This is a genomic window from Novosphingobium kaempferiae, assembly GCF_021227995.1.
Taxonomy (GTDB): domain Bacteria; phylum Pseudomonadota; class Alphaproteobacteria; order Sphingomonadales; family Sphingomonadaceae; genus Novosphingobium; species Novosphingobium kaempferiae.
The window spans coordinates 496,444-518,242 of the sequence record NZ_CP089301.1 but is presented as its reverse complement, the minus strand read 5'-3'; the positions used below and the strand labels follow the sequence as shown (position 1 = coordinate 518,242).

Sequence of the window (21,799 nt, the reverse complement as noted above, 5' to 3'; positions counted from 1 at the left end):
CAGTCCTTGCCGATAGGGAAGCGCGCGCGCCGGGGCAATCCCGATTCGTGAGGAGTGGCCCATAGGCCGAGGACATCGTCCCGGGGCGAGCCCGGGACGACGGGGGTCAGGCGGCCAGAACGGCCTTGGCGAGAAACGGCAGCCCGTCCTTCGCCTTGCCTTCATAGGACGAGATGGCATCGCCCTGCGCGATCGTCAGGCCGATCTCGTCGAGGCCGTTGAGCAGGCAGTGCTTGCGGAACGGGTCGATCTCGAAGGTGAAGCGGTCCTGGAACGGGGTCGTCACCGACTGGGTTTCGAGGTCGATGTCGATGGGGTCGGTCAGTGCGACTTCCATCAGGCGATCGATCGCCTCCTGCGGCAGCGCCACGGTCAGGATGCCGTTCTTGAAGGCGTTACCCGAGAAGATGTCCGAGAAGCTCGGCGCGATCACGCAGGTCACGCCCATGTCGAGCAGCGCCCAGGCCGCGTGCTCACGGCTGGAGCCGCAACCGAAGTTGTCGCCCGCGATGAGGATCGGCGCACCGGCGTTGGCCGGGTCGGTGAAGACGTTGCCTTCTTCCTTCTTGACCGACTCGAACGCGCCCTTGCCGAGACCTTCACGGGTGATGGTCTTGAGCCAGTGCGCCGGGATGATGACGTCGGTGTCGACGTTCTTGCGGCCGAATGGGATCGCCTTGCCGGCGACGTGGTTGATCGCCTGCATCAGTCGGTCTCTGACGGAAAGTGCGGCGCCGTGTTCGTCTTCGGCGGCGCTTCGGTCTTCTTGCGGTCGCTGCGGCGCTTCACGAAGAGCAGGGCGGCGGCGATGGCGGCCGAACCGATGGCGGCACCGGCGGCGAGCGCGGCCTTTCCGGCCAGCGAGTTGTCGGAATCGTTGGACATGAAACTATCCTATCAGTTCAGGCCGGTTCGGTCACGGGCGCCAGATCGCGCACGTCGGTCAGCTTGCCGGTGACGGCGGCGGCGGCGGCCATCGCCGGGCTCATCAGGTGGGTGCGCGCACCTGGACCCTGACGGCCGGTGAAGTTGCGGTTGCTGGTGGAGGCGCAGCGTTCGCCCGCCGGAACCTTGTCCGGGTTCATGGCGAGGCATGCCGAGCAGCCCGGCTCGCGCCATTCGAGGCCCGCATCGATGATGATCTTGTCGAGACCCTCGGCCTCGGCCTGCGCCTTGACCAGACCCGATCCGGGGACGACGATCGCCCACTTCACGTTGTCGGCCTTGTGGCGGCCCTTGAGCACTTCGGCGGCGGCGCGGATATCCTCGATGCGGCTGTTGGTGCAGCTGCCGATGAAGATGTTCTGCACTTCGACGTCGGTGAGCTTGGTGCCGGGCGTCAGGCCCATGTAGTCGAGGCTGTGCTTGACCGCATCGCGCTTGGAGGCGTCGGCGAAGTCTTCGGGGCTGGGGACGACGCCGCCGATGCCGGAGGTGTCCTCGGGGCTGGTGCCCCAGGTGACGGTCGGCTGGATGTCCTCGGCGCGGATGAAGACGGACTTGTCGTAAGTCGCGCCTTCGTCGGTCGCGAGGCTCTTCCACCAAGCGACGGCCTTGTCCCAGTCCTCGCCCTTCGGCGCGTAGGGGCGGCCCTTGACGTAGGCGAAGGTCGTCTCGTCCGGCGCGACCAGACCGGCGCGGGCGCCGCCCTCGATCGACATGTTCGACACGGTCAGGCGGCCTTCCACCGACATCTCGCGGAAGACGTTGCCGGTGTATTCGATCACGTAGCCGGTGCCACCGGCGGTGCCGATGACGCCGATGACGTGCAGGATCACGTCCTTTGGGGTCACACCTGCGCCGAGCTTGCCCTCAACGCGGACCTCGAAGGTCTTCGCCTGCTTGAGCAGCAGCGTCTGCGTGGCGAGGACGTGCTCGACTTCGCTGGTGCCGATGCCGAACGCCAGCGCGCCGAGGCCGCCGTTGCAGGCGGTGTGGCTGTCACCGCAGACGATCGTCGCGCCGGGCAGCGAGAAGCCCTGCTCGGGACCGACGACGTGGACGATGCCCTGTTCCGGATCGGCGTCGCCGATGTAGCGGATGCCGAAGGCGGGGGCGTTCTTTTCCAGCATTTCCAGCTGCTGGGCACTCTGGGGATCGGCGATGGGCACGCGGTTGCCGTTGGCGTCGCGGCGTGCGGTGGTGGGCAGGTTGTGGTCGGGCACCGCAAGGGTAAGGTCGGGACGGCGTACCGGGCGGCCGGCGGCGCGAAGGCTTTCGAAAGCCTGCGGACTCGTCACTTCATGGACGATGTGCCGGTCGATATAGATGAGGCAGGTACCGTCGTCGCGCTTGTCGACGACGTGGGCGTCCCAGATCTTCTGGTAGAGGGTGCGCGGATTCGTTGTCATGATTGGGCGCGAATAGGCGCGCTCGCCACGCAATTCAAGCGGTGCGAGCGCGCCCTTTCAAGTAATTTTGTTATCAGCCGCGGCGGCGGTCATAGTCGTGGCGCTCCATGCGCAGGGCGACGTAGACCTTGTTCACGCGGTTGCCGAGGGTGCGGGTCTCCTGAGCGGAGAGGCCGCCGCGCGAGTACTGGCCGTAGAGGCGCTGGATGTCGGCGACGTCGCGGCGCAGGCCGCTGGCTTCGCGCTGCGAGATCGTGCGGCGGGCGGCGGCGCGGTCGATGTTGGCGCGCAGGCCATTGATGTCGCTGCGGATGTCGTAGTGGCGCGCGGCCTGCTGGCGGCCACCGTTGTGGTGGTAGGGCGCGGCCTCGGCGATGGCGGGCGCGACGGCGGTGAGGCCCAGCGCGGCGACGAGAGCGGGGGCGATCAGCTTGGTGAACTTGCGCATGGAAGGCACTCCTTTGACTTGGGCCCTTTGTCCTGGGCCTGTAGAAATCCGGTTCGGAGCTGTTGTTCCGATGGGTTCAGATTTAAGCCTCTCAAACTGAACGCCAGATAGATGGGCCGTCGCAGGAATGTGTGCGATTGTAAGAGAGTGTCGCAGGCGAGGTTTGGGTCTATAAGCGCGGCCATGTCCGTCCTTGCCGCCGTCCTGATCGTCCTTGCCACCGTAGCCGCCATGGAGTTCGTCGCCTGGTCGAGCCACAAGTACATCATGCATGGCTTCGGCTGGGCCTGGCACCGCGACCATCACGAGCCGCACGACAAGGTGCTGGAGAAGAACGACCTCTATGCGCTGTTCGGCGCGGCGATCAGCATCGGCATGTTCGCGCTCGGCTCGCCGCTGGTGATGGGGGGCGGCGCGTGGGAACCGGGGACGTGGATCGGGCTTGGCGTGCTGATCTATGGCGTCATCTATACGCTGGTGCATGACGGCCTCGTCCATCAGCGCTATTTCCGCTGGGTGCCCAAGCGCGGCTACGCCAAGCGGCTGGTGCAGGCGCACAAGCTGCACCATGCGACCATCGGCAAGGAAGGCGGCGTCAGCTTCGGCTTCGTCGTCGCCCGCGATCCGGCCGCGCTCAAGCGCGAACTGCGCGAACAGCGCCAGCGGGGCATCGCCGTGCTGCGCGAGGCGGTGGACTGAGCGGCCAGGCGGCGCACGCAGCGATCCGCCTCGAAAGCGTCTCGATTCGTCCTGACCGGCCCTCCGCCCCTCTTTGTCTTTCGGCCGGGAGGGATATCCTGCGCACATCGAATCCGGCCGCGCAGCGGTCAGCCGTGTTTCCGTCAGCTTCTCTACGACCGCGCATCGGTCGTGCTGAAAGCCACCTAAGTCCCGGTCGCCGCAGGGCCTGCCATGCCCCCCACGGCAAGCGCCCCGCGATCGGGAGAGGAGCTGACGGAAAACTCTTCGGCGCTACTCCGCTCGCGTCCAGATCCACGTCCCCACCGTCGCCAGCACGGCGAGCGGGATCAGTGCCCACATCTCCCCGGCAGTGGCCCAGACGATGGCGACGCTCAGCGCCATGGTGCCGAGCGCGGCGATCTTGCCCTTGCGGCTGATCGCCCGCCGGTCGCGCCACTCACGCAGGTGGCGGCCATACTTGGGATGCTGGTAGAGCCGCTCTGCCCATTCCGGGTGGCTCTTGGAAAAGCAGCCCGCTGCGAGAATCCAGAAGATCGTCGTCGGCAGCAACGGCAGGAAGATGCCGAGCGTGCCGATCCCGACGAGGATCACCCCGGCGGCGATCCAGAGGTATTTCTCCGCCCGGTTCATTCAGCCCTGGGCATAACGCGCGGCCGTCTCCCGGATCAGCGCGATCATGTTGGGCACGCCCTGCGTCCGGTTGGACGAGAGCTGGTTCTTCAGGTCGAACGGTTCCAGCGCGGCGGCGATGTCCGTTTCGGCGACGGTCGCGGCGGGCTTGTCCTGCACGGCGGCGATCACCAGCGAGACGATCCCCTTGGTGATCGCCGCGTTGCTGTCCGCCAGGAAGTGCAGGGTGCCGTCTTCCTTCGCCATCGGATAGACCCAGACGCTGGCCGAGCAGCCGCGCACCTTGGTGGCGTCGGTCTTGAGCGCGTCGGGCATGTCGTCCAGTTCGCGCCCCAGTTCGATGAGGAGCCGATAGCGTTCGTCGCCGTCGAGAAATTCGTACTCTTCGCGGATATCGTCGAGGCTGCGCATAGGCTTCGGCATTTAGAGGCGCGCGCGGCGAGGGCAAGGGGTTATTGCGAGCATTTCTCAAAGTCTAATCGTCGTCCCGGACTTGATCCGGGACCGCTGGCGGTCTTTAGGTGAACGTCATCGCGCAGGGCGCCCTGCCGACAGGTGGGCTGTTCACGGCCAGCGGTCCCGGCCTTCGCCGGGATGACGAATTCGAGGAATGCCGATGGCCGAGCAGGATCACCCGTTCTTCAGCATGCACGAGCACGGCTTCGTGCGCGTCGCCACCTCCACCCCGCGCGTGCGCACGGCGGACGTCGCTGCCAACCGCGACGCCATTCTGGCCGAGGCGCGCCGCGCGCATGAGGCGCATGTCGACCTGCTCGTCTTCCCCGAACTGTGCTTGTCCTCCTACGCCATCGACGACCTGCACCTGCAGGGCGCGATGATCGAGGCGGTCGAGAGCGCCATCGCCGATATCGTCAGGGCCAGCGCCGACCTGTCGCCGGTGCTGCTGGTCGGCGCCGCGCTGGAGAGGAAGGGGCGGCTCTACAACTGCGCCGTCGTCATCGCGCAGGGTCGCCTGCTGGGCGTGGTGCCCAAGTCGTACCTCCCCAACTACCGCGAGTTCTACGAGAAGCGCTGGTTCGCCAGCGGCAAGGCGATCCGCAATGCCACCATCGCGGTGAACGGGCAGGAGGTGCCGTTCGGCGTCGACCTCGTCTTCGCCTCGCAGGTGCTGCGCAACTTCCGCTTCTTCGTCGAGATCTGCGAGGATTTCTGGGCACCGACGCCGCCAAGCTCGCTAGGCGCGATGGCGGGGGCGACGATTCTCGCCAACCTTTCCGCCTCCAACATCGTCATCGGCAAGTCTGACGAGCGGCACATGCTCTGCCGTGCGCAGTCGGCGCGGGCGGTGGCGGCCTACGTTTACTGTGCAGCGGGGCACGGGGAGAGCACCACCGACCTCGCGTGGGACGGGCAGGGCATCGTCTACGAACTGGGCGACCTGCTGGCCGAGTCCGAGCGCTTCTCGCTCGCGCCCGAACTGTGCGTGGCCGACGTCGACTGCGACCGCATCGTCATGGACCGCCTGCGGGTGCCGACCTTCAACGATGCCGCCGAAGTCTCGGGGCGGCCGGAGGATACATTCCGGACCATCGCCTTCCGCCATGCCCCGGCGGGCGGCGACATCGGCCTCAAGCGCCCGGTCAGCCGCTTCCCCTTCGTGCCCGCGCGCGCCGACAAGCTGGATGCCGACTGCTACGAGGCGTTCAATATCCAGGTCGACGGCCTGATGCGCCGTATCGAATCGACCGCGGCGAAGTCGCTGGTGATCGGCATCTCGGGCGGGCTCGATTCGACCCACGCGCTGATCGTCGCCGCGCGCGCCTGCGACCGGCTGGGCCTGCCGCGCGAATTCATCCGCGGCTATACGATGCCCGGCTTCGGCACCAGCGACGGCACGAAGTCGAACGCGTGGAAGCTGATGGACGCGGTCGGCATCACGGCGGCGGAGATCGACATCCGCCCCACCGCGACGACGATGCTACAGGACATCGGCCACGCCTTTGCGGATGGCGAACCGGTCTACGACGTGACGTTCGAGAACGTGCAGGCGGGCCTGCGCACCGACTACCTGTTCCGCCTCGCCAGCCAGCACAACGGCTTCGTCATCGGCACCGGCGACTTGTCCGAACTGGCGCTGGGCTGGTGTACTTACGGCGTCGGTGACCAGATGAGCCACTACGCGGTCAACGCGGGCGTGCCCAAGACGCTTATCCAGTACCTCATCCGCTGGTGCGCCACGACCGACCAGTTCACGGCCTCCACCGAAGAGATCCTGCTGGCGATCCTGGCGACCGAGATCTCCCCCGAACTGGTGCCCGCAGGCGCCGACGGCGCGATCCAGAGCACCGAGGCGAAGATCGGGCCTTACGAACTGAACGACTTCTTCCTGCACCACATCATGCGCTTCGGGCAGAAGCCGTCGAAGGTCGCGTTCCTCGCGTGGCATGCGTGGCGGGATGCGTCGGCCGGGACGTGGCCGCATGCCTTCCCGGACGCGAAGAAGAACGCCTACGATCTGGCGACGATCCGCTCGTGGCTGGAGAAGTTCCTGCGGCGCTTCTTCGCGTTCAGTCAGTTCAAGCGCTCGGCGATCCCGAATGGTCCGAAGGTTTCCACCGCCGGAGCGCTGAGTCCCCGCGGCGACTGGCGCGCACCATCGGACGCCAGCGCGGCGGTGTGGCTGGCGGAATTGGAACGGAAGGTGCCGTGACGCAAAATTCCTCCCCGAGCTTGCTCGGGGAGGTGGCAGCGACGAAGTCGCTGACGGAGGGGGATGGCGCGAGGTTCTCCCCCTCCACCACCGCCTGCGGCGGCGGTCCCCCTCCCCGAGACAAGCTCGGGGAGGAATTGGCGTTATCTCCACCCACATTTCGTCATTGCGACCCCGGCGAAGGCCGGGGGAAGCAATCCAGCGGCATAGAGCGGCGCTGGATTGCTTCGCTGCGCTCGCAATGACGAACGTCTTGGCTGGACACACGAAAACGCCCGCTGGCGAGTGCGGGCCTAACGCCGGGGGAAGAAACGCGAGGATCCGAGAGTGAACATCGGGTCGGCGTCATGAACGTCCGGACGGGACGCGGGGTTTTTGTTTCCACAGCGCGTTGCGAGTGGCCGGGTAGGTGCGGAGTGCAGCCCGGCTCGACCTGTATTCCATCGGACCTGTCCGGTATGACCGACGTTGGGGTTCGCGTCGGTATCGGTCATGGGACTTCCGGGAGAGCCGCTCCCAGGCCGAGATGAACTCGGTTGGGGGAACGGCCGGGCCAGAGCCTAGAGGACGGTCCGGGTCTTCGACTGGACACCGTGGTGCGCGATCGCGGCTTGATACCGCATCCCGGCCCACGACGCCGACCCGATACACCGCCGAACCCTTGTACGTCAGGCCCGGCGGATGCTGGGCCATATAACCTATTTGGCGATATTTGTCAAGCGTCGCGCCGTGCCTAGGGGGCTTCGACAGGCTCAGCCTGAGCGGTTTTGAGAGGTTGTTGCTCTACGTCGCTCACCCTGAGCTTGTCGAAGGGTCATGCCCGCAACCTCAGTCCCGCAGCGCGTCGATCTCGCGCGCGAGATCCTTGCCGCGGCGTTCGTCGGTGGCGATGCGTTCGAGGACGGCGATGCGCTTGCGCATGGCCTCGACCTCGCGCTCCAGTTCGTGTTCGCGGGCGGTGTGGTCGTAGTTTCCGGTTTCACGGCTGCGCTTGTCGCCGAGCGCGCGGTAGCGCTGGGCCTTGAGCCAGGTGACGCAGCCGATGGCGAAAAGGACGACGACGGCAGTCCAGAAACTCATTGCGTAGTTACCTTGATATGGTCGCCAAGCGGCTCGGTGCCACGCAGCGCCTCGATCTGGCGGGCGATGTCGTGGGTCGAGCCTCCATCGGTGATGATACGTTCGAGCACGCGGACACGATTTTCAAGCTCGGTGTTGTGCGTGGCATACTGCGCCGCCTTCTCGGCAGTGGCGCCGGCGGTGATCTCCAGCTTGCGCTCGAGAAACGCGAGGCGGCGCTTGTAGGCGTTCGCAAGGATGGCCCAGAAGCCGATCATCGTCAGCAGAACGGCCGAAAGGCCCATGAATTCGCCGAATTCCATTACGCGCCGACCTTTCCGTTGATCGCGATCGGACGCCCGTCGCGCAGGTTCTCGATCTGTGCGGCGGTGCTGTAGCCGCTGTCGGTGACGATGGTTTCCAGCGTGGCCGTGCGGCCTTCCAGCGCTTCGAGGCGGGCGCGAAGCTGGGCGTTCTCCTCGGCCAGCCGGGCGGCGGCGGAATGGTCGGGCCGCTCGGTCTTGCCGCCCCACTCATCCTCCAGCGCGTAGCCGTGGCGCGCGCGTATCCAGTTGTTGAACACCCAGCCGCCGCTGCAGATGGCGATGATGACGAGTACGAACTCGGGTCCACCCCAATTCATCGTCCGTCTCCTCAGTTGATCTTGGGTTCGGAGGCGCGTGCCGCCTCGACCCCGCGCGTGTCGCGCAGCGCCTCGATCTGGAGGGCGGTGTCGTAGCCGCCATCGGTGATGATGCGTTCCAACACCCGCACGCGCTCTTCCAGTTCGCGGCTGTGCGAGGCGTATTGCGCGGCCTTCTCGGCGGTGGCCTGCACCTGCAGCTCTGCCATGCGGCGCTGGTGCCTGGTCCAGATCGCGAAGCCGCCGACGATGAACGGCGCAAGCGGAATCAGCAGCGCGACGATACCTGCATCCATGACGTGTCCCCTATGTCCCCGGAAAAGCCGCGTTTCAGCGCAGCGAGTCGATCTCGGCCGCGAGGCGCGAGTTGCTGTTGGAATAGTGCGCTTCCATGTCCGCGATCCGGCGGTCCATGTCGGACAGGTCGGAGCGCAGGTGGCTCGACGTGCCGCGCGGGGCGAAGTTCAGCCCCTTGCGCGCGCGGCGACGCTCCATGCGGCGCAGCAGGCGCATTTCCTCTTCCTCGGAATAGAGGCCCATCGGCTTCTTGTCCGCGAGGAATGCGATCGCAAGGTAGATCGGGATGACCACCGGCGAGACGAAGATCAGCAGCATCACCGCCGCGAGCCGCACCCAGAAGGCGTCGATCTCGGTATAGTCGGCGATCCCGGCGCAGACGCCCATCAGCTTGGCGTTCGACTTGTCGAGATAGAATTGTCCGCGAGACATTGCCTGTTTTCCCTTCCCTCGAATGTCTTACTGATCGGCCGGCTTGTTCATCTGCCGCTTCATCTCGGCGAGTTCCGCGTCGATCGAGTCGCCATCGGCCAACGCCGCGATTTCCTCGGCGAGCGTCGGCTGGCGGCGGTCCGAAAGGCTCATGGCCTCGGCGCGGCCTTCCGCGTAGTCGACGCGGCGCTCAAGCTGGTCGAACCGGGCCATGGCCTCGTCCACGCGCTCGTTCGACAGGAGCGTGCGCAGTTTGACCCTGTTTTCCGCGCTCTGCAAGCGCGCCGCGATGGATGACTGGCGGCTGCGGGCTTCGCGAAGGCGGGTCTGCAGCTTCTCGATGTCGGCCTCGTAGGCGCGCAGGGCGTCGTCAAGCACCAGGATCTCGGCGGAAAGCTGCTCGCCCATGTCGGCGGCCTTCTTGCGCTCCAGCAGGGCGGCGCGCGCCAGATCCTCGCGGTCCTTGGACAGCGCCAGCTGCGCCTTGTCGGCCCAGTCGGCCTGGAGCTTCTCCAGCTTGCCGACGTGGCGGCGCAGTTCCTTCTGGTCCGCGATGGTGCGGGCAGAGCTGGTGCGCACCTCGACCAGCGTCTCCTCCATTTCGAGGATGATGAGGCGGATCATCTTGGCCGGGTCTTCCGCCTTGTCGAGCAGGTCGTTGAAGTTGGCGGCGATGATGTCGCGGGTGCGGGAGAAGATGCCCATGGCGGTATGTCCTGTCGTGAAATGCGTGCTGCGGGTCTGGCCGGTCGAGGCTGCGTCGAAGCGGTAGGCGCGGTTGGTACCCGGGATGTGCCCCGGATTCTGGAGCACTTCGATCTCCGCGTCGAGCCTGCTCATGCGAGCGGCGCTCCGCAGCTGCGCACCACCGGGGCTGCGTGGGCCTCGGGCACGGCGACCTTGTCGGCCAGCGCGACGAGGTTGAGCGCGCCCATCGACAGCAGGCTGACGATGATCGCCCAGTCGAGCTTGGTGCGGGCCAGTGTCGAGCGGGGGGCGGTGAAGCGTCCCTGGCCGGTGGTGTTGGCGGTGATCGGGAGCATTGCGAAGTTTCCTCTGATCCTGAACTTGGTCTTGCCACGATAATAGCAATGGCCGTGCCAAACTGTACGAATGGCGGATTTGCGTGGGTTCAGGCTAACCGTGCAGAAGTGCGCGGAAAATGAATTGCCAATGAATGGGAAATTTCGCTAACTTTCAGGAATGGAGCGAGACGTCCATTTCATCGGCCAGTCCACGGCCTTCCTCGACGCGGTCGAGCGGGCCAGTCGCGCCGCCGCCGTGCGCCGCCCGGTGCTGGTCATCGGCGAGCGTGGGACGGGCAAGGAACTGATCGCCCAGCGCCTGCATCACCTCTCTCCCCGCTGGGGCGAGCCGCTGGTGACGCTCAACTGCGCCGCACTGCCGGAAACGCTGATCGAGGCCGAGCTGTTCGGGCACGAGGCGGGCGCCTTCACCGGTGCGACGCGGGCGCGGGCCGGGCGCTTCGAGGAGGCGGATCGCGGCACGCTGTTCCTCGACGAACTGGGCAACCTCTCGATGGCCGCGCAGGAGCGTCTGCTGCGCGCGATCGAGTATGGCGAGGTCGTGCGCATCGGCTCCTCGCGCCCGGTGACGGTGGACGTGCGCATCGTAGCCGCGACCAATGCAGACCTTCCGCGCATGGCGGAAGAAGGCACGTTCCGCGCCGACCTGCTCGACCGCCTGAGTTTCGAGGTCATCACCCTGCCGCCGCTGCGGGCGCGGGAAGGGGACGTGGCCGAACTTGCCGACTATTACGGCCGCCGCATGGCGAGCGAGCTGGAATGGGACCGCTTCCCCGGCTTCTCGGCAGAGTCGATGGAGGCGCTGGAAGCCTACGAATGGCCGGGCAACGTGCGCGAACTGCGCAACGTGGTGGAGCGCGCCGTCTACCGCTGGGGCGACGAGGAGCGGCCGATCGGAGAGGTGGTGTTCGATCCCTTCGCTAACGCATGGGGTCTGCGGACGATGGCGGACGCGCAAATCCCTCCAGCCTTGGCATTACCATGCGCGCCGGAGCCCAATGTCGCCGTCGCCCCGTCATCCTTGCGCGAGGCGGTGGAGGCGCACGAACGCGGTCTCCTGCTCGCGGCGCTGGAGCGGCTGCGCTGGAACCAGCGCAAGGTGGCGGGCGCGTTGGGGCTGACCTATGACCAGTTGAGACACTGCCTCAAGAAGCATGGGCTACATCAGGGGCGGGGGTGAGATGATGGTGGCCACGTTTGGCCCCGTTCCCCGCCGACAAGGGGTTGTTTCGCGCAGAGCTTCCCGGTTACGTCATGCGGAGGGTATGGGGTGGAGCTGTTCATGCCGGAAATTGGTGTGCTTGCGCGGAATGAGACGGTTTCGTCGAAGGGGGCGTCAGAAATGCCAGCCCGTTCGTCGTTGCTTGGAGTGGACCTGCTGCGTCATGTTCTGACGATTGCGGTGATCTACCAGCACATGATGTCACGTTCGCGGTATTCGGAAGGCGTAGCCGACGCACTGGATTACTGGGTTCCGTTGGTCGATGGAGCCGTGGCGTGCTTCTTCATGCTGTCGGGATATTTCTCACGGCCCGGACTGACGGGTGCCCGTGTCATTGTGACGGCCCGGCGTTTGCTGGTGCCCTATTTTCTGTTTTGCCTCGTTTACGCAGTCCTGTTGGCGGCTCTTGGCAAATTGAGTGCTGTGGAGGCTGTCGAACGGACGTTCACGTTTGCCGGGGTCGGGCCGCAACTTTATTTTCTCCCTTATCTGTTTGCGGTGTCTGTCGTTGTCACGAGTGTTATCGACCGTATTCCGTCCGGCCTTGAGAGGCCCCTGACGGGCGTGCTGATCCTGGTTCTGTTTTTGGCATATCTCGCTTTGCCAACCGAGCGGTCGACCGGACCTGAATTCCGTCTTCTGGCTCTGTATGCTCTGGCTTACGCACTGGGAGTCTATCGGGCGAGAAATGCCGGCAAGCCAGAGTGTCTGGCGGCGATTGTGATCGCTGGCCTGGCGTTGATCCTCCTGCCGTGGCAGCAACGTGAATGGGATCTGGCGCTGATCGTTCTGCTCGTCGAAGTCGCTCTTCGAGGATCGACATTGATCGGTCGGACTGGTCGATTGCCTGGGAGCGGGGGCATTTACCTGCTTCATACGCCAATCCTGAATTACGGCATTTCGGTCGTCCTGCTTAAATTTGGTGTCGGCGAAGTGGCCAACGTGGTCCTGGCCCTGGCGTTGACCTATCTGATCGCTCTCGCAATCACGCTAGGCGTCATCCACGCGATGCCTCGTTTACGTCCTTATCTGCTGGAATGACGACGGCGGGCGTCGTTCCGTCATCCCCCTTGCATTTTTCAGGAATCGCGCCTATCTGGCCGTCATCCCGTAATTGGTGAAACAAGGAACGGGCTGGCGCCGGTAGGGGCCGGCGCGAAGCCGCGTTGCATCAATGACGCTTAGAACTCATACGAAACGGAAGCCAGATTGGTCGATATCGCACGCCTTACCGAAGTCATCGAGCCGGAGGTCAACGCCCTGGGCTTCGATCTCGTGCGCGTGCGCATCTTCGGCAAGAGCGAAGTCGGTGACGACGAGATCGCGCTCCAGATCATGGCCGAGGATCCGAAGACAGGCCAGCTCGTGCTCGACGATTGCGCGGCCCTGTCGCACCGCATCTCCGATCGCATGGATGCGCTCGAGGAAGCGGGTGAGGTGCTGATCGAGGAGGCGTATCGTCTCGAAGTCAGCTCGCCCGGCATCGACCGTCCGCTGACCCGCCCCAAGGACTACGCCAGGTGGGCGGGCCATGAGGCGAAGGTCAATCTCGTCAATCCCGTGGAAGGCAACCGCAAGGGCCTGCACGGAAACCTCGTCGGTATCGCCGGCGAGACTGGCAGCGAAGTGGTCACGCTGGAGGACAAGAAGTCCGGTCAGGTGTCCTTCCCGCTCGCAGACATTCAATCGGCCCGCCTGATCCTGACGGACAGGCTGATCGCGGCAAGCCGCCCGCTGGATACCAGCGGTGCGGACGACATTCTTGAGGAACAGGAAGACTAAGTCATGGCCAGTGCGATTTCCGCCAACCGCGCCGAGCTGCTCGCGATCGCGAACTCGGTCGCGTCGGAGAAGATGATCGACAAGTCGATCGTCATCGAGGCGATGGAAGAAGCCATCCAGAAGTCGGCCCGCAACCGTTACGGTGCCGAGAACGACATCCGTGCGAAGCTCGATCCGCGCACCGGCGACTTGCGCCTGTGGCGCGTCGTCGAAGTGGTCGAGGAAGTTGAGGACTACTTCAAGCAGGTCGACCTCAAGCAGGCCGAGAAGCTCCAGAAGGGCGCTGCGCTGGGCGACTTCATCGTCGATCCGCTGCCCCCGGTGGACCTCGGCCGCATCGACGCGCAGTCGGCCAAGCAGGTGATCTTCCAGAAGGTCCGCGACGCCGAGCGTGACCGTCAGTACGAGGAATTCAAGGACCGCGCGGGCGAAGTCATCACCGGCGTCATCAAGTCGGTCGAGTTCGGCCATGTGATCGTCAACCTCGGCCGCGCCGAGGGCGTGATCCGCCGCGACCAGCAGATCCCCCGCGAAGCCGCCCGCGTCGGTGAGCGCGTGCGTGCGCTGGTCCTGCGCGTCGAGCGCCAGAACCGCGGCCCGCAGATCTTCCTCAGCCGCGCGCACCCGGACTTCATGAAGCGCCTGTTCGCGCAGGAAGTGCCCGAGATCTACGACGGCGTGATCGAAATCAAGGCCGCTGCCCGCGATCCGGGCTCGCGCGCCAAGATCGGCGTCATCAGCCACGATCACTCGATCGACCCTGTCGGCGCCTGCGTCGGCATGAAGGGCAGCCGCGTTCAGGCCGTCGTGCAGGAAATGCAGGGCGAGAAGATCGACATCATCCCCTGGAGCGAGGACACCGCGACCTTCGTCGTCAATGCGCTCCAGCCCGCGACCGTCAGCCGCGTCGTCATCGACGAGGAAGAAAGCCGCATCGAGGTGGTGGTGCCCGACGACCAGCTCTCGCTGGCGATCGGCCGCCGTGGCCAGAACGTGCGCCTTGCCTCGCAGCTGACCGGCTCGCAGATCGACATCATGACCGAGGCGGAATCCTCGGAGAAGCGTCAGAAGGAATTCGTCGAGCGCTCGAAGATGTTCGAGGAAGAGCTGGACGTCGACGAGACGCTCTCGCAGCTGCTGGTCGCCGAAGGCTTCAGCGAGCTGGAAGAAGTCGCCTACATCGACGTCGCCGAACTGGCGAACATCGAAGGCTTCGACGAGGAACTGGCCGAGGAACTCCAGAGCCGTGCGCACGAAGCACTCGAGCGCCGTGAGGAAGCCAACCGCGAAGCCCGCCGCGCGCTGGGCGTCGAGGATGCGCTGGCCGAGCTGCCGCACCTCACCGAAGCCATGCTGGTGGTTCTGGGCAAGGGTGGCATCAAGACGCTTGACGACCTGGCCGACCTCGCGACCGACGAGCTCATCGCCAAGAAGCGCACCGAGCAGCGTCGCCGCGACGGTTCGGTGAACCGCCGCGCCCGCGACGAGGACAAGGGCGGCGTGCTCGGCGAGTACGGCCTGACCGAAGAGCAGGGCAACGAGATCATCATGGCCGCTCGCGCCCACTGGTTCGACGACGAACCGCAAGCTGAGGAGGCCGCCGATGCGGAATCCTCGCAATGAGCGCGTAAGCTCCGACATCGACGGCAACACGGCGGAGAGGACTTGCATCCTCTCCGGCGGGAAAGCTGCGCGGGGAGAGTTCATCCGTCTGGCGATCTCGCCTGACGGGCTGGTGCTCCCCGACGTCCACGCGCGTGCCCCCGGGCGCGGCGCGTGGATCGGCGTATCGCGCGCAGACCTTGAAATCGCGATGTCGAAGAACAAGCTTAAGGGAGTACTGGCGCGGGCCTATAAAGGCGCGCCGCTCACCATTCCCGACGACCTGGCGGATCGGATCGAGGCTGCGCTCGTGCGCGCGCTGACCGACCGGCTGGGCCTCGAACTGAAATCGGGCAGGCTGCTCATGGGCTCGGACCGCATCGCGCAGAACGCGCGTGAGGGCCGGGTGGAGTGGCTCGCCCATGCCGCCGACGCGCGAGAAGACGGCTCGCGCAAGCTCGATCAGGCCTGGAGGGTCGGGAGCGAGGCGGAAGGAAGCGGTCTTAAAGGCGTAACCTTGCCTCTGGACCGGGACACGCTGTCTGTGGCATTGGGCCGCGACAACGTCGTTCACCTGGCGCTGAACGATCGCGGAGCGGCTGAACGAGTCGATACGCTGCTGCAGCGCCTTCTGCATTTCCAGGGGCAGATCCCCGCAGGGGACAATGCTGGCCGGGCATCCGGCGCGACCGGCTTGGATGATGGCAACGGAGCGGCATCGGCCGTGTCCGTCACGACGAATTGACCGAAGGGCGAAGACGAGAAATATGAGCGAGACCGACAACAAACCGACCCTGGGCCGCAAGCCGCTTGGGCTTAAGCGCTCGGTGGAAGCGGGTGAGGTCAAGCAGACCTTCAGCCACGGCCGCACCAACAAGGTGGTGGTCGAGGTGAAGCGCCGCAAGCTGATCGGCAAGCCCGGCGAGGGCGAGGCGACTCCGGCTCCGGCGGCTGCCGCTCCGGCCCCCGAGCCTGCTCCGCAGGCCGCTGCGCCGCGTCCGGCTGCGCCCCCGCCGCCGCCGGTCAAGCGCCCCGCGCCCTCGAACGAGACTCCGCAGGAGCGCGTTGCACGCCTCCAGCGCGAGGCCGAGGAAGCCCGCATGCAGATGCTCGAGGAGGCTACCCGCCGCGAGCAGGAAGAGCGTGTCCGCGCCGCCGAGGAAGAAAAGCAGCGCGCCGAAGCCAATCGCCGCGCCGAAGAGGAAGCTGCCGCTGCCGCCAAGGCGGAAGTTGAGGCTGCACAGGCTCCCGAGCCTGCTCCGGCGCCGGTGGTCGAGGAAGCGGCCGCGCCCGTCGAGACGCCGGCTCCCGCTGTTGCGGAGCCTGTCGCCGAGGCTCCCGTGGAAGCACCGGTCGCCAAGGCGGCCGAGCCTGCTCGCGCCGCTCCGGCTGCGCCAGCCCCCGTCGCGGCTCCGGCTCCCGCCCCGCGCCGCTTCACCCCGGTGCAGCGCCCCGAACCGCGCCGCGCCGAGCCGGCCGCACCCGCCGCATCGACCGCGAGCAGCGGCAGCAGCACCGGTGGTGGCGCCGCCAAGGCTCCGCTGGGCGCGAAGAAGGGCCCGGCTGCTCCGGCACGCCCGGCTTCCAGCCAGCAGAACGACCGCAACGCCAAGGGCGGCGACCGTCGCCAGGCCGGCAAGCTGACCGTCAGCCGCGCGCTGAACGACGACGAGGGCGCCCGCGCCCGTTCGCTCGCCGCACTCAAGCGTGCGCGTGAGAAGGAGCGTCGCTCGCACTTCGGCGGCCGCCAGCAGCAGCGCGAGAAGCAGGTTCGCGACGTCATCGTCCCCGAGGCGATCACCGTTGCCGAACTGGCGAACCGCATGGCCGAGAAGGCTGCGGATCTCGTCAAGTCGCTGTTCAAGATGGGCATGATGGTCACCGTCAACCAGACGATCGACCAGGATACCGCGGAGCTGCTGGTCGAGGAATTCGGCCACAACATCCAGCGCGTTTCCGAAAGCGACATCGACATCGACCACACCGTCGACGTCGATCCGGAAGAGACGCTCAAGCCGCGTCCGCCGGTCGTCACCATCATGGGCCACGTCGACCACGGCAAGACCTCGCTGCTCGACGCACTGCGCGGCACCGATGTCGTGCGCGGCGAGGCGGGCGGCATCACCCAGCACATGGGCGCCTACCAGATCAAGACGAAGGGCGGCGACCTCGTCACCTTCCTCGACACCCCGGGTCACGCCGCGTTCACGCAGATGCGCATGCGCGGCGCCAACGTCACGGACATCGTGGTGCTGGTGGTGGCGGCCGACGACGGCATCATGCCGCAGACGGTCGAGGCCATCAATCACACCAAGGCCGCCGGCGTGCCGATGATCGTCGCGATCAACAAGATCGACAAGCCCGAAGCCAACGCCCAGAAGGTGCGCGAGCGCCTGCTCGAACACTCGATCGTGGTCGAGGAAATGTCGGGTGACGTGCAGGACGTCGAAGTCTCGGCCAAGACCGGCAAGGGCCTCGACGACCTGATCGAGAAGATCCTGCTGCAGGCCGAGCTCATGGAGCTCAGGGCCAACCCGGACCGCATGGCCGAAGCCACCGTGATCGAAGCCAAGCTCGACAAGGGCAAGGGTCCGCTCGCGACGGTGCTGGTCAACCGCGGCACGCTCAAGGTCGGCGACATCCTCGTCGTCGGCACCGAGAGCGGTCGCGTGCGCGCCATGCTCGACGACAAGGGCCGTCAGGTGAAGGTCGCTCCGCCCGCGATGCCGGTCGAAGTGCTCGGCATCGGCGGCGTGCCGATGGCCGGTGACATGCTCACCGTCGTCGAAAGCGAAAGCCGCGCGCGTGAGGTTTCGGCCTACCGTCAGGAGCAGGCGACCGCCAAGCGCACCGCGATCGCGCCCGCCAGCCTCGATACCATGTTCTCGGCTCTGGCCGACAAGCAGAAGGTCATCGAGTACCCGGTGGTCGTGAAGGCGGACGTGCAGGGTTCGGTGGAGGCGATCAACGCCGCGCTGCACGCCCTGTCGAACGACGAGATCAAGGTTCGCATCCTGAACTCGGGCGTGGGCGCCATCACCGAGACCGACGTGACCCTGGCTGCGGCCTCGGGCGCGCCGATCGTGGGCTTCAACGTGCGTCCCAACGCCAAGGCCCGCGAACTGGTCGAGCGTACCAAGACGCCGATGATGTACTACGACGTCATCTACGAGCTGACCGCCGAGGTCGCCAAGCAGATGGCCGGTATCTGGGGTCCGGAGCGCATCGAAACCGTCGTCGGCCGCGCCGAGGTCAAGCAGGTCTTCCCGGCCGGCAAGCGCGACAAGGCCGCCGGTCTGCTGGTGCTCGAAGGCTACATCCGCAAGGGTCTCAGCGCGCGTCTCACCCGCAACGACGTCATCGTTTCGGCAACGACGATCGCCTCGCTGCGTCGCTTCAAGGACGACGTGGACGAAGTGCGCGCCGGTCTGGAATGCGGTGTGGTCCTGGCCGACACCAACGACATCAAGCCGGGCGACCACCTCGAAGTCTTCGAGGTCAGCCACCGCGAGCGTACGCTGGGCTGATCCCGGGCGCACAACGGATAAGGACGGCCGTCGTCGGGGAAGCCCGGCGGCGGCCGTTTCCGTTTGCAGGGATTTAATCCGCTAGCTGTCGGGTGCGCAGCTATGCCCTTCGCGTCGCAACTGGCGACGGAAGGGTGGTGATGTCATGTGAACATAGAAGTTGTGGTTATGCTGGTTCTTGGAGCGGCGACCTTTCTGGTCGCGCTGCTTCAACTTGTGGTGAAGCTCATCGAGTTGGGCCGCAAGTAGCCGGTAAGGAGGCTGGCGCTGGAACGTCAGCCTCCGATATGCGATGAGCCCGAGTGCTGGAACACCCGGGCTCAGGCAGTGATGTGAACATCAGTAGTGGTGCCGCTTTTATACATTCACCGAACGGAACATTCAAGATGACTCGCTATTGCGCCTTCTTCGCCTCGATCAACGTGGGCGGCAATCGCCTGACCATGGCGGACTTGCGCTATGCCTTCGAGCGGGAGGAATTCGAGAACGTCGAGACGGTGGTCGCCAGCGGCAATGTCCTGTTCGATTTCGACGAACGTCCGACCGACGGTCTGGAAGACTTGTTCGCGCACATGATGCTGGACCGCTTCGACATGAAGACCTTTGCGGCGGTCCGCAATCGCGAGGAGGTGCGCTCGGCGGTGGAGGACAACCCGTTCACCGGCATCGGCCAGGATCATTTCGTCCATACCCTCTTCCTCGAACGCGAGGCGGAGCGCGAGAAGTTCGAGAAGCTGGCGGCGGATCACGCGACGCGGGGGCCGGAAAAGCTCGCGATGGGCCCGCGCTGCCTTTACATCGACTATGTCGATGGCGTCGGTCCCTCGAAGCTCACCAATGCCTTCATCGAGCGCCGCCTTGGCTGCCGCGGCACTGCCCGCAACGTGCGTTCGCTGGCGCGCATCCTCGCCAAGATGGCATGAAAAAGGGCGGGTCGTGTGATCCGCCCCCTTCGATCAGCCTGCAGATCTATCAGCGGAACATGCCACTCGTCACCGCCGCGATCACGCCGCTGGTGATGCCGACCAGCAGGAGGTCGTTGCCTGAACGGACGTAGTGATAGCCGCGCGGCGGGGCCTTCACGTTGCGGTACTTGCGATAGTCCACCGTCTGGTAATTGCGCGCATAGCGGCGGTCGAACTTCTCGCCCTTGCGGAAGGTCTTGTAGGTCACCTTCTTGGTCACGACCGTCTTCTGCACATGGCGATCTTCGTGACGCGGCGCGGCCATGGCGGGCGCGGCGGCGAGGCTTGGGACCAGCAGGGCGGCGCTGAGCAGGGCGGTGGTGAAGGTCTTCATCGTGCGACTCCTTTGACGGCGGGTTTCATCCGGGATAACGCCGAAAGCCGGGCCAGGAGGCGTAACACTTTGTTGCAAATTGTCGCGCCCGGCCCACATGGACGCAGCAGATGGCAAAACACCAGACAACTCCCGAACAGCACTCCGTCCGCCTCCTGAAGGTGGGCGAGCAGGTGCGCCACGTCATTTCCGAGATCCTCACGCGTCAGCAGGTGCATGACGCCACGTTGAGCGCGCACTCGGTTTCCGTCACCGAAGTGCGCATGACGCCCGACCTCAGGCAGGCGACCGTCTACGTGAAGCCCTTGCTGGGCGAGGACGAGGAAGAGGTGCTCAAGGCGCTGCGGACCAATACGGCCTTCTTCCAGCGTGAGGTTGCGCAGCGGCTCAAGATGAGGTTCGCAGCGAAAATTCGCTTCCGCTCGGACGAGACTTTCGACGAGGCGAGCCGCATCGACGCGCTGCTCAACGACCCGCGCGTGAAGCGCGATATCGAGGACAGCGCCGAAGACTGAGCATTCAGTCGGTTTCGAAAGTCAGCCTCGCCGCGTTCCAGTCGCCTGCGGCGAGGGCCTGCGGGTCGATGCGGAAACGCCAGGCACCGGTTTCCTCCCAGGCCCATTCCATCATGTCGTCGTAGCCGAGTTGCAGGAGCAGCACGGTGCCGTCCTCGACATCGAGCATCCTGTGCTGGTGGACGGGCGGCAGGCGGTATTCGCGGTTGATGCGCAGCAGCGTGGCGTCGGACACGGCGGCCAGCGTCTCGGGTGGGCCGGAAACCATCGTGCGCAGCGAGATCGTGGCGAGTTGCGCCAGCGTTCCCGGCACATGGTCCTGCACAGCCTCGCCGTAGCGTTCGTGGATTTCGGCGAGGATGTCGCCGACGATGGCCAGTTCCTCCGCGCTCAGCAGGGCCAGCGGCTCGCGTCCGGCGACGAACTGGTCGAGCGCGGCCACCATCTCGGGCAGGGCGGCGCATTGTTCCTGGAGCAGCGCATAGTCTGCCTCCATCTGCTCGGCGATCTCGCGTGCGTCTTCCAGAGCGTAGGGGATCGCGGCGGAATCGGTGCGCAGGCGGGCGATCTCGGCATGCTGGCGGGCCAGATCCTCGCGGCGGCGGGCGAGCAGGCGCGGAGCATCGTCGAGCGCTTCGTGAAGCTGGTCGGTGAGGTGCAGGACCGAGAGCCACCACAAGGCCTCGACCGGCGCGCCGACGCCCGCCGCGTAGAAGGGATGGTCGCGCAGCGGCGTGCCGAGTTTGGCCGCCATCGCGGTCTCATCTTCCGCCGCGTCATCGTTCAGCCCCACAGGCGTAACCGGCCAGAACGGGAAGAACCAGCGCGTCAGGCGCGAGGCGCGTGCGGGGAAGGGCAGGCCGCCTTCGTCGTAGGCGGGTGGCAGGTCGCTCGGCGGATCGGTGAAGTCGTGCTGGCCTTCGGGCACCGCGACGACTGCGCCGGAGCCGAGGAAGAACGCCAGCGATCCGCCATGCGGCAGTGGCGCATCGGGCCTTGCGGCGCCGAGTTCGGCAAGGTCGATCTGTGCGGCGAAAGGCATCGGCGTGCCGTTCTCGTCACGCGGCCAGGGCGCGTCGCCAAGGCGCGGGAGGCCGCCGAGCCAGCTTGCGTCGCCGAACCAGTCACGCCGCCGTTCGCGCTGCTTGCGGACGAGGACTACCGTGGCGGACGCGAGCGGCGGAGCCGGCTCGGGCTCAGGTTCCGACGCGATCTCGGCCACGTTATCGACAAGCGGAAGTTCTGCCTCGTCCTCTTCGGGAGACCATGGCGGGGTAGGTGCGGCTTGCAGCCCACGGCGACGGCGGCCGAACTCCTGCGGCGGGACGTCGGACTCGTAAGTCAGGCGCTCCGGACCCTTGCTGCGCACTGCGAGCGCGGCAAGCGCGGCGAGGCCGAGGCCCACCAGCACCAGCGCGAAGACGGCGGCGTTGCGGCCCTGCATGGCGACGACGCGCTCCGCCAGCGGATCGAGCGAGGCGAACTGTCCGCCCAGCGGCGCAAGCGCCAGCCAAGCGGCGGCGATCGCAGGCAGCGCGAATGCCGCCAGCGCGGCGAACAGCTTCTTCATGCG

25 protein-coding genes are annotated in these 21,799 nt (G+C 66.1%); 10 read left to right on the top strand and 15 right to left on the bottom strand.

Features of this window, described 5'->3' with window-relative positions:
• Positions 1–106 precede the first annotated feature (106 nt).
• The 4 genes from leuD to LO787_RS02500 form a co-directional block, all read right to left on the bottom strand.
• The gene (gene leuD, locus LO787_RS02515; RefSeq protein WP_232494310.1) at positions 107–706 is read right to left on the bottom strand and encodes a 3-isopropylmalate dehydratase small subunit; all 600 of its coding nucleotides are present in this window, start codon (positions 704–706) and stop codon (positions 107–109) included.
• The gene (locus LO787_RS02510; RefSeq protein ID WP_232494309.1) at positions 706–885 is read right to left on the bottom strand and encodes a hypothetical protein; all 180 of its coding nucleotides are present in this window, start codon (positions 883–885) and stop codon (positions 706–708) included. Before LO787_RS02510 ends, leuD begins: the two co-directional genes overlap by 1 nt.
• Before the next feature lie 17 nt (positions 886–902).
• Positions 903–2,351, bottom strand: a complete 1,449-nt coding sequence (gene leuC, locus LO787_RS02505; RefSeq protein ID WP_232494308.1) for a 3-isopropylmalate dehydratase large subunit — start codon at positions 2,349–2,351, stop codon at positions 903–905.
• 73 nt (positions 2,352–2,424) lie between these two features.
• Positions 2,425–2,799, bottom strand: a complete 375-nt coding sequence (locus LO787_RS02500) for a hypothetical protein (protein ID WP_232494307.1) — start codon at positions 2,797–2,799, stop codon at positions 2,425–2,427.
• Positions 2,800–2,982: 183 nt separating this feature from the next.
• Here LO787_RS02500 and LO787_RS02495 point away from each other — a divergent pair, with 183 nt between their 5' ends.
• Positions 2,983–3,498, top strand: a complete 516-nt coding sequence (locus LO787_RS02495; protein WP_232494306.1) for a sterol desaturase family protein — start codon at positions 2,983–2,985, stop codon at positions 3,496–3,498.
• A 273-nt stretch (positions 3,499–3,771) separates the two neighbouring features.
• Here the strand turns inward: LO787_RS02495 and LO787_RS02490 are convergent, their stop codons facing one another.
• Both LO787_RS02490 and LO787_RS02485 read right to left on the bottom strand, forming a co-directional pair.
• Positions 3,772–4,131 (bottom strand): YbaN family protein, encoded by a 360-nt coding sequence (locus LO787_RS02490; RefSeq protein WP_232494305.1) that lies wholly within the window; start codon positions 4,129–4,131, stop codon positions 3,772–3,774.
• Positions 4,132–4,542: a SufE family protein gene (locus LO787_RS02485; RefSeq protein WP_232496231.1), complete on the bottom strand. Its 411-nt coding sequence runs from the start codon at positions 4,540–4,542 to the stop codon at positions 4,132–4,134.
• A gap of 199 nt (positions 4,543–4,741) precedes the next feature.
• Here LO787_RS02485 and LO787_RS02480 point away from each other — a divergent pair, with 199 nt between their 5' ends.
• Positions 4,742–6,802 (top strand): NAD(+) synthase, encoded by a 2,061-nt coding sequence (locus tag LO787_RS02480; RefSeq protein ID WP_232494304.1) that lies wholly within the window; start codon positions 4,742–4,744, stop codon positions 6,800–6,802.
• An 828-nt stretch (positions 6,803–7,630) separates the two neighbouring features.
• On the opposite strand, the gene LO787_RS02475 is transcribed toward LO787_RS02480, so the two are convergent.
• From LO787_RS02475 to LO787_RS02445, 7 genes are read right to left on the bottom strand one after another with little or no spacing between them, the layout of a single operon-like run.
• A complete protein-coding gene (locus tag LO787_RS02475; protein WP_232494303.1) occupies positions 7,631–7,882 on the bottom strand; it encodes a hypothetical protein in 252 nt (83 codons plus the stop codon).
• Positions 7,879–8,184, bottom strand: a complete 306-nt coding sequence (locus LO787_RS02470; RefSeq protein ID WP_232494302.1) for a hypothetical protein — start codon at positions 8,182–8,184, stop codon at positions 7,879–7,881. The genes LO787_RS02475 and LO787_RS02470 overlap by 4 nt, the downstream gene beginning before the upstream one ends.
• Positions 8,184–8,504: a hypothetical protein gene (locus LO787_RS02465; RefSeq protein WP_232494301.1), complete on the bottom strand. Its 321-nt coding sequence runs from the start codon at positions 8,502–8,504 to the stop codon at positions 8,184–8,186. The genes LO787_RS02470 and LO787_RS02465 overlap by 1 nt, the downstream gene beginning before the upstream one ends.
• A gap of 11 nt (positions 8,505–8,515) precedes the next feature.
• Positions 8,516–8,800 (bottom strand): hypothetical protein, encoded by a 285-nt coding sequence (locus LO787_RS02460; protein WP_232494300.1) that lies wholly within the window; start codon positions 8,798–8,800, stop codon positions 8,516–8,518.
• A gap of 34 nt (positions 8,801–8,834) precedes the next feature.
• Positions 8,835–9,233, bottom strand: coding sequence for a PspC domain-containing protein (locus LO787_RS02455; RefSeq protein WP_232494299.1), 399 nt, complete (start codon positions 9,231–9,233; stop codon positions 8,835–8,837).
• 27 nt (positions 9,234–9,260) lie between these two features.
• Positions 9,261–10,073 (bottom strand): phage shock protein PspA, encoded by an 813-nt coding sequence (gene pspA / locus LO787_RS02450; RefSeq protein WP_232494298.1) that lies wholly within the window; start codon positions 10,071–10,073, stop codon positions 9,261–9,263.
• Positions 10,070–10,276, bottom strand: coding sequence for a hypothetical protein (locus LO787_RS02445; protein WP_232494297.1), 207 nt, complete (start codon positions 10,274–10,276; stop codon positions 10,070–10,072). Before LO787_RS02445 ends, pspA begins: the two co-directional genes overlap by 4 nt.
• Positions 10,277–10,436: 160 nt before the next feature.
• Here LO787_RS02445 and pspF point away from each other — a divergent pair, with 160 nt between their 5' ends.
• From pspF to LO787_RS02410, 7 genes are all read left to right on the top strand, one after another.
• The gene (gene pspF, locus LO787_RS02440) at positions 10,437–11,459 is read left to right on the top strand and encodes a phage shock protein operon transcriptional activator (protein ID WP_232494296.1); all 1,023 of its coding nucleotides are present in this window, start codon (positions 10,437–10,439) and stop codon (positions 11,457–11,459) included.
• A 90-nt stretch (positions 11,460–11,549) separates the two neighbouring features.
• Positions 11,550–12,542, top strand: a complete 993-nt coding sequence (locus LO787_RS02435; protein WP_232494295.1) for an acyltransferase family protein — start codon at positions 11,550–11,552, stop codon at positions 12,540–12,542.
• Between the two features lie 168 nt (positions 12,543–12,710).
• Positions 12,711–13,283 (top strand): ribosome maturation protein RimP, encoded by a 573-nt coding sequence (gene rimP, locus LO787_RS02430; RefSeq protein ID WP_232494294.1) that lies wholly within the window; start codon positions 12,711–12,713, stop codon positions 13,281–13,283.
• A 3-nt stretch (positions 13,284–13,286) separates the two neighbouring features.
• Entirely contained in the window at positions 13,287–14,906 is a 1,620-nt protein-coding gene (gene nusA, locus LO787_RS02425) for a transcription termination factor NusA (protein WP_232494293.1), read from the top strand.
• Positions 14,887–15,630: a DUF448 domain-containing protein gene (locus LO787_RS02420; protein ID WP_232494292.1), complete on the top strand. Its 744-nt coding sequence runs from the start codon at positions 14,887–14,889 to the stop codon at positions 15,628–15,630. Before nusA ends, LO787_RS02420 begins: the two co-directional genes overlap by 20 nt.
• A gap of 22 nt (positions 15,631–15,652) precedes the next feature.
• On the top strand, positions 15,653–18,412 hold the full coding sequence (infB, locus tag LO787_RS02415) for a translation initiation factor IF-2 (RefSeq protein ID WP_232494291.1): 2,760 nt from the start codon (positions 15,653–15,655) through the stop codon (positions 18,410–18,412).
• A gap of 386 nt (positions 18,413–18,798) precedes the next feature.
• The gene (locus LO787_RS02410; RefSeq protein WP_232494290.1) at positions 18,799–19,335 is read left to right on the top strand and encodes a DUF1697 domain-containing protein; all 537 of its coding nucleotides are present in this window, start codon (positions 18,799–18,801) and stop codon (positions 19,333–19,335) included.
• A gap of 49 nt (positions 19,336–19,384) precedes the next feature.
• Here the strand turns inward: LO787_RS02410 and LO787_RS02405 are convergent, their stop codons facing one another.
• Positions 19,385–19,711 carry an RcnB family protein gene (locus LO787_RS02405; RefSeq protein WP_232494289.1) on the bottom strand — a complete coding sequence of 109 codons (327 nt, stop codon included), beginning with the start codon at positions 19,709–19,711 and terminating at the stop codon, positions 19,385–19,387.
• A gap of 110 nt (positions 19,712–19,821) precedes the next feature.
• On the opposite strand from LO787_RS02405, the gene rbfA reads away from it, so the two are divergent.
• Positions 19,822–20,226, top strand: a complete 405-nt coding sequence (rbfA, locus tag LO787_RS02400; protein WP_232494288.1) for a 30S ribosome-binding factor RbfA — start codon at positions 19,822–19,824, stop codon at positions 20,224–20,226.
• Positions 20,227–20,230: 4 nt separating this feature from the next.
• Here rbfA and LO787_RS02395 read toward each other — a convergent pair whose 3' ends face one another.
• On the bottom strand, positions 20,231–21,796 hold the full coding sequence (locus LO787_RS02395) for a DUF1963 domain-containing protein (protein WP_232494287.1): 1,566 nt from the start codon (positions 21,794–21,796) through the stop codon (positions 20,231–20,233).
• Positions 21,797–21,799 lie beyond the last annotated feature (3 nt).

What these genes read in the sequence shown, in the direction of transcription:
- leuD (WP_232494310.1), bottom strand. Translation starts at nt 706, where the DNA reads ATGCAGGCGATCAACCACGTCGCCGGCAAGGCGATCCCATTCGGCCGC.
- LO787_RS02510 (WP_232494309.1), bottom strand. Translation starts at nt 885, where the DNA reads ATGTCCAACGATTCCGACAACTCGCTGGCCGGAAAGGCCGCGCTCGCC.
- leuC (WP_232494308.1), bottom strand. Translation starts at nt 2,351, where the DNA reads ATGACAACGAATCCGCGCACCCTCTACCAGAAGATCTGGGACGCCCAC.
- LO787_RS02500 (WP_232494307.1), bottom strand. Translation starts at nt 2,799, where the DNA reads ATGCGCAAGTTCACCAAGCTGATCGCCCCCGCTCTCGTCGCCGCGCTG.
- LO787_RS02495 (WP_232494306.1), top strand. Translation starts at nt 2,983, where the DNA reads ATGTCCGTCCTTGCCGCCGTCCTGATCGTCCTTGCCACCGTAGCCGCC.
- LO787_RS02490 (WP_232494305.1), bottom strand. Translation starts at nt 4,131, where the DNA reads ATGAACCGGGCGGAGAAATACCTCTGGATCGCCGCCGGGGTGATCCTC.
- LO787_RS02485 (WP_232496231.1), bottom strand. Translation starts at nt 4,542, where the DNA reads ATGCGCAGCCTCGACGATATCCGCGAAGAGTACGAATTTCTCGACGGC.
- LO787_RS02480 (WP_232494304.1), top strand. Translation starts at nt 4,742, where the DNA reads ATGCCGATGGCCGAGCAGGATCACCCGTTCTTCAGCATGCACGAGCAC.
- LO787_RS02475 (WP_232494303.1), bottom strand. Translation starts at nt 7,882, where the DNA reads ATGAGTTTCTGGACTGCCGTCGTCGTCCTTTTCGCCATCGGCTGCGTC.
- LO787_RS02470 (WP_232494302.1), bottom strand. Translation starts at nt 8,184, where the DNA reads ATGGAATTCGGCGAATTCATGGGCCTTTCGGCCGTTCTGCTGACGATG.
- LO787_RS02465 (WP_232494301.1), bottom strand. Translation starts at nt 8,504, where the DNA reads ATGAATTGGGGTGGACCCGAGTTCGTACTCGTCATCATCGCCATCTGC.
- LO787_RS02460 (WP_232494300.1), bottom strand. Translation starts at nt 8,800, where the DNA reads ATGGATGCAGGTATCGTCGCGCTGCTGATTCCGCTTGCGCCGTTCATC.
- LO787_RS02455 (WP_232494299.1), bottom strand. Translation starts at nt 9,233, where the DNA reads ATGTCTCGCGGACAATTCTATCTCGACAAGTCGAACGCCAAGCTGATG.
- pspA (WP_232494298.1), bottom strand. Translation starts at nt 10,073, where the DNA reads ATGAGCAGGCTCGACGCGGAGATCGAAGTGCTCCAGAATCCGGGGCAC.
- LO787_RS02445 (WP_232494297.1), bottom strand. Translation starts at nt 10,276, where the DNA reads ATGCTCCCGATCACCGCCAACACCACCGGCCAGGGACGCTTCACCGCC.
- pspF (WP_232494296.1), top strand. Translation starts at nt 10,437, where the DNA reads ATGGAGCGAGACGTCCATTTCATCGGCCAGTCCACGGCCTTCCTCGAC.
- nusA (WP_232494293.1), top strand. Translation starts at nt 13,287, where the DNA reads ATGGCCAGTGCGATTTCCGCCAACCGCGCCGAGCTGCTCGCGATCGCG.
- LO787_RS02420 (WP_232494292.1), top strand. Translation starts at nt 14,887, where the DNA reads ATGCGGAATCCTCGCAATGAGCGCGTAAGCTCCGACATCGACGGCAAC.
- infB (WP_232494291.1), top strand. Translation starts at nt 15,653, where the DNA reads ATGAGCGAGACCGACAACAAACCGACCCTGGGCCGCAAGCCGCTTGGG.
- LO787_RS02410 (WP_232494290.1), top strand. Translation starts at nt 18,799, where the DNA reads ATGACTCGCTATTGCGCCTTCTTCGCCTCGATCAACGTGGGCGGCAAT.
- LO787_RS02405 (WP_232494289.1), bottom strand. Translation starts at nt 19,711, where the DNA reads ATGAAGACCTTCACCACCGCCCTGCTCAGCGCCGCCCTGCTGGTCCCA.
- rbfA (WP_232494288.1), top strand. Translation starts at nt 19,822, where the DNA reads ATGGCAAAACACCAGACAACTCCCGAACAGCACTCCGTCCGCCTCCTG.
- LO787_RS02395 (WP_232494287.1), bottom strand. Translation starts at nt 21,796, where the DNA reads ATGAAGAAGCTGTTCGCCGCGCTGGCGGCATTCGCGCTGCCTGCGATC.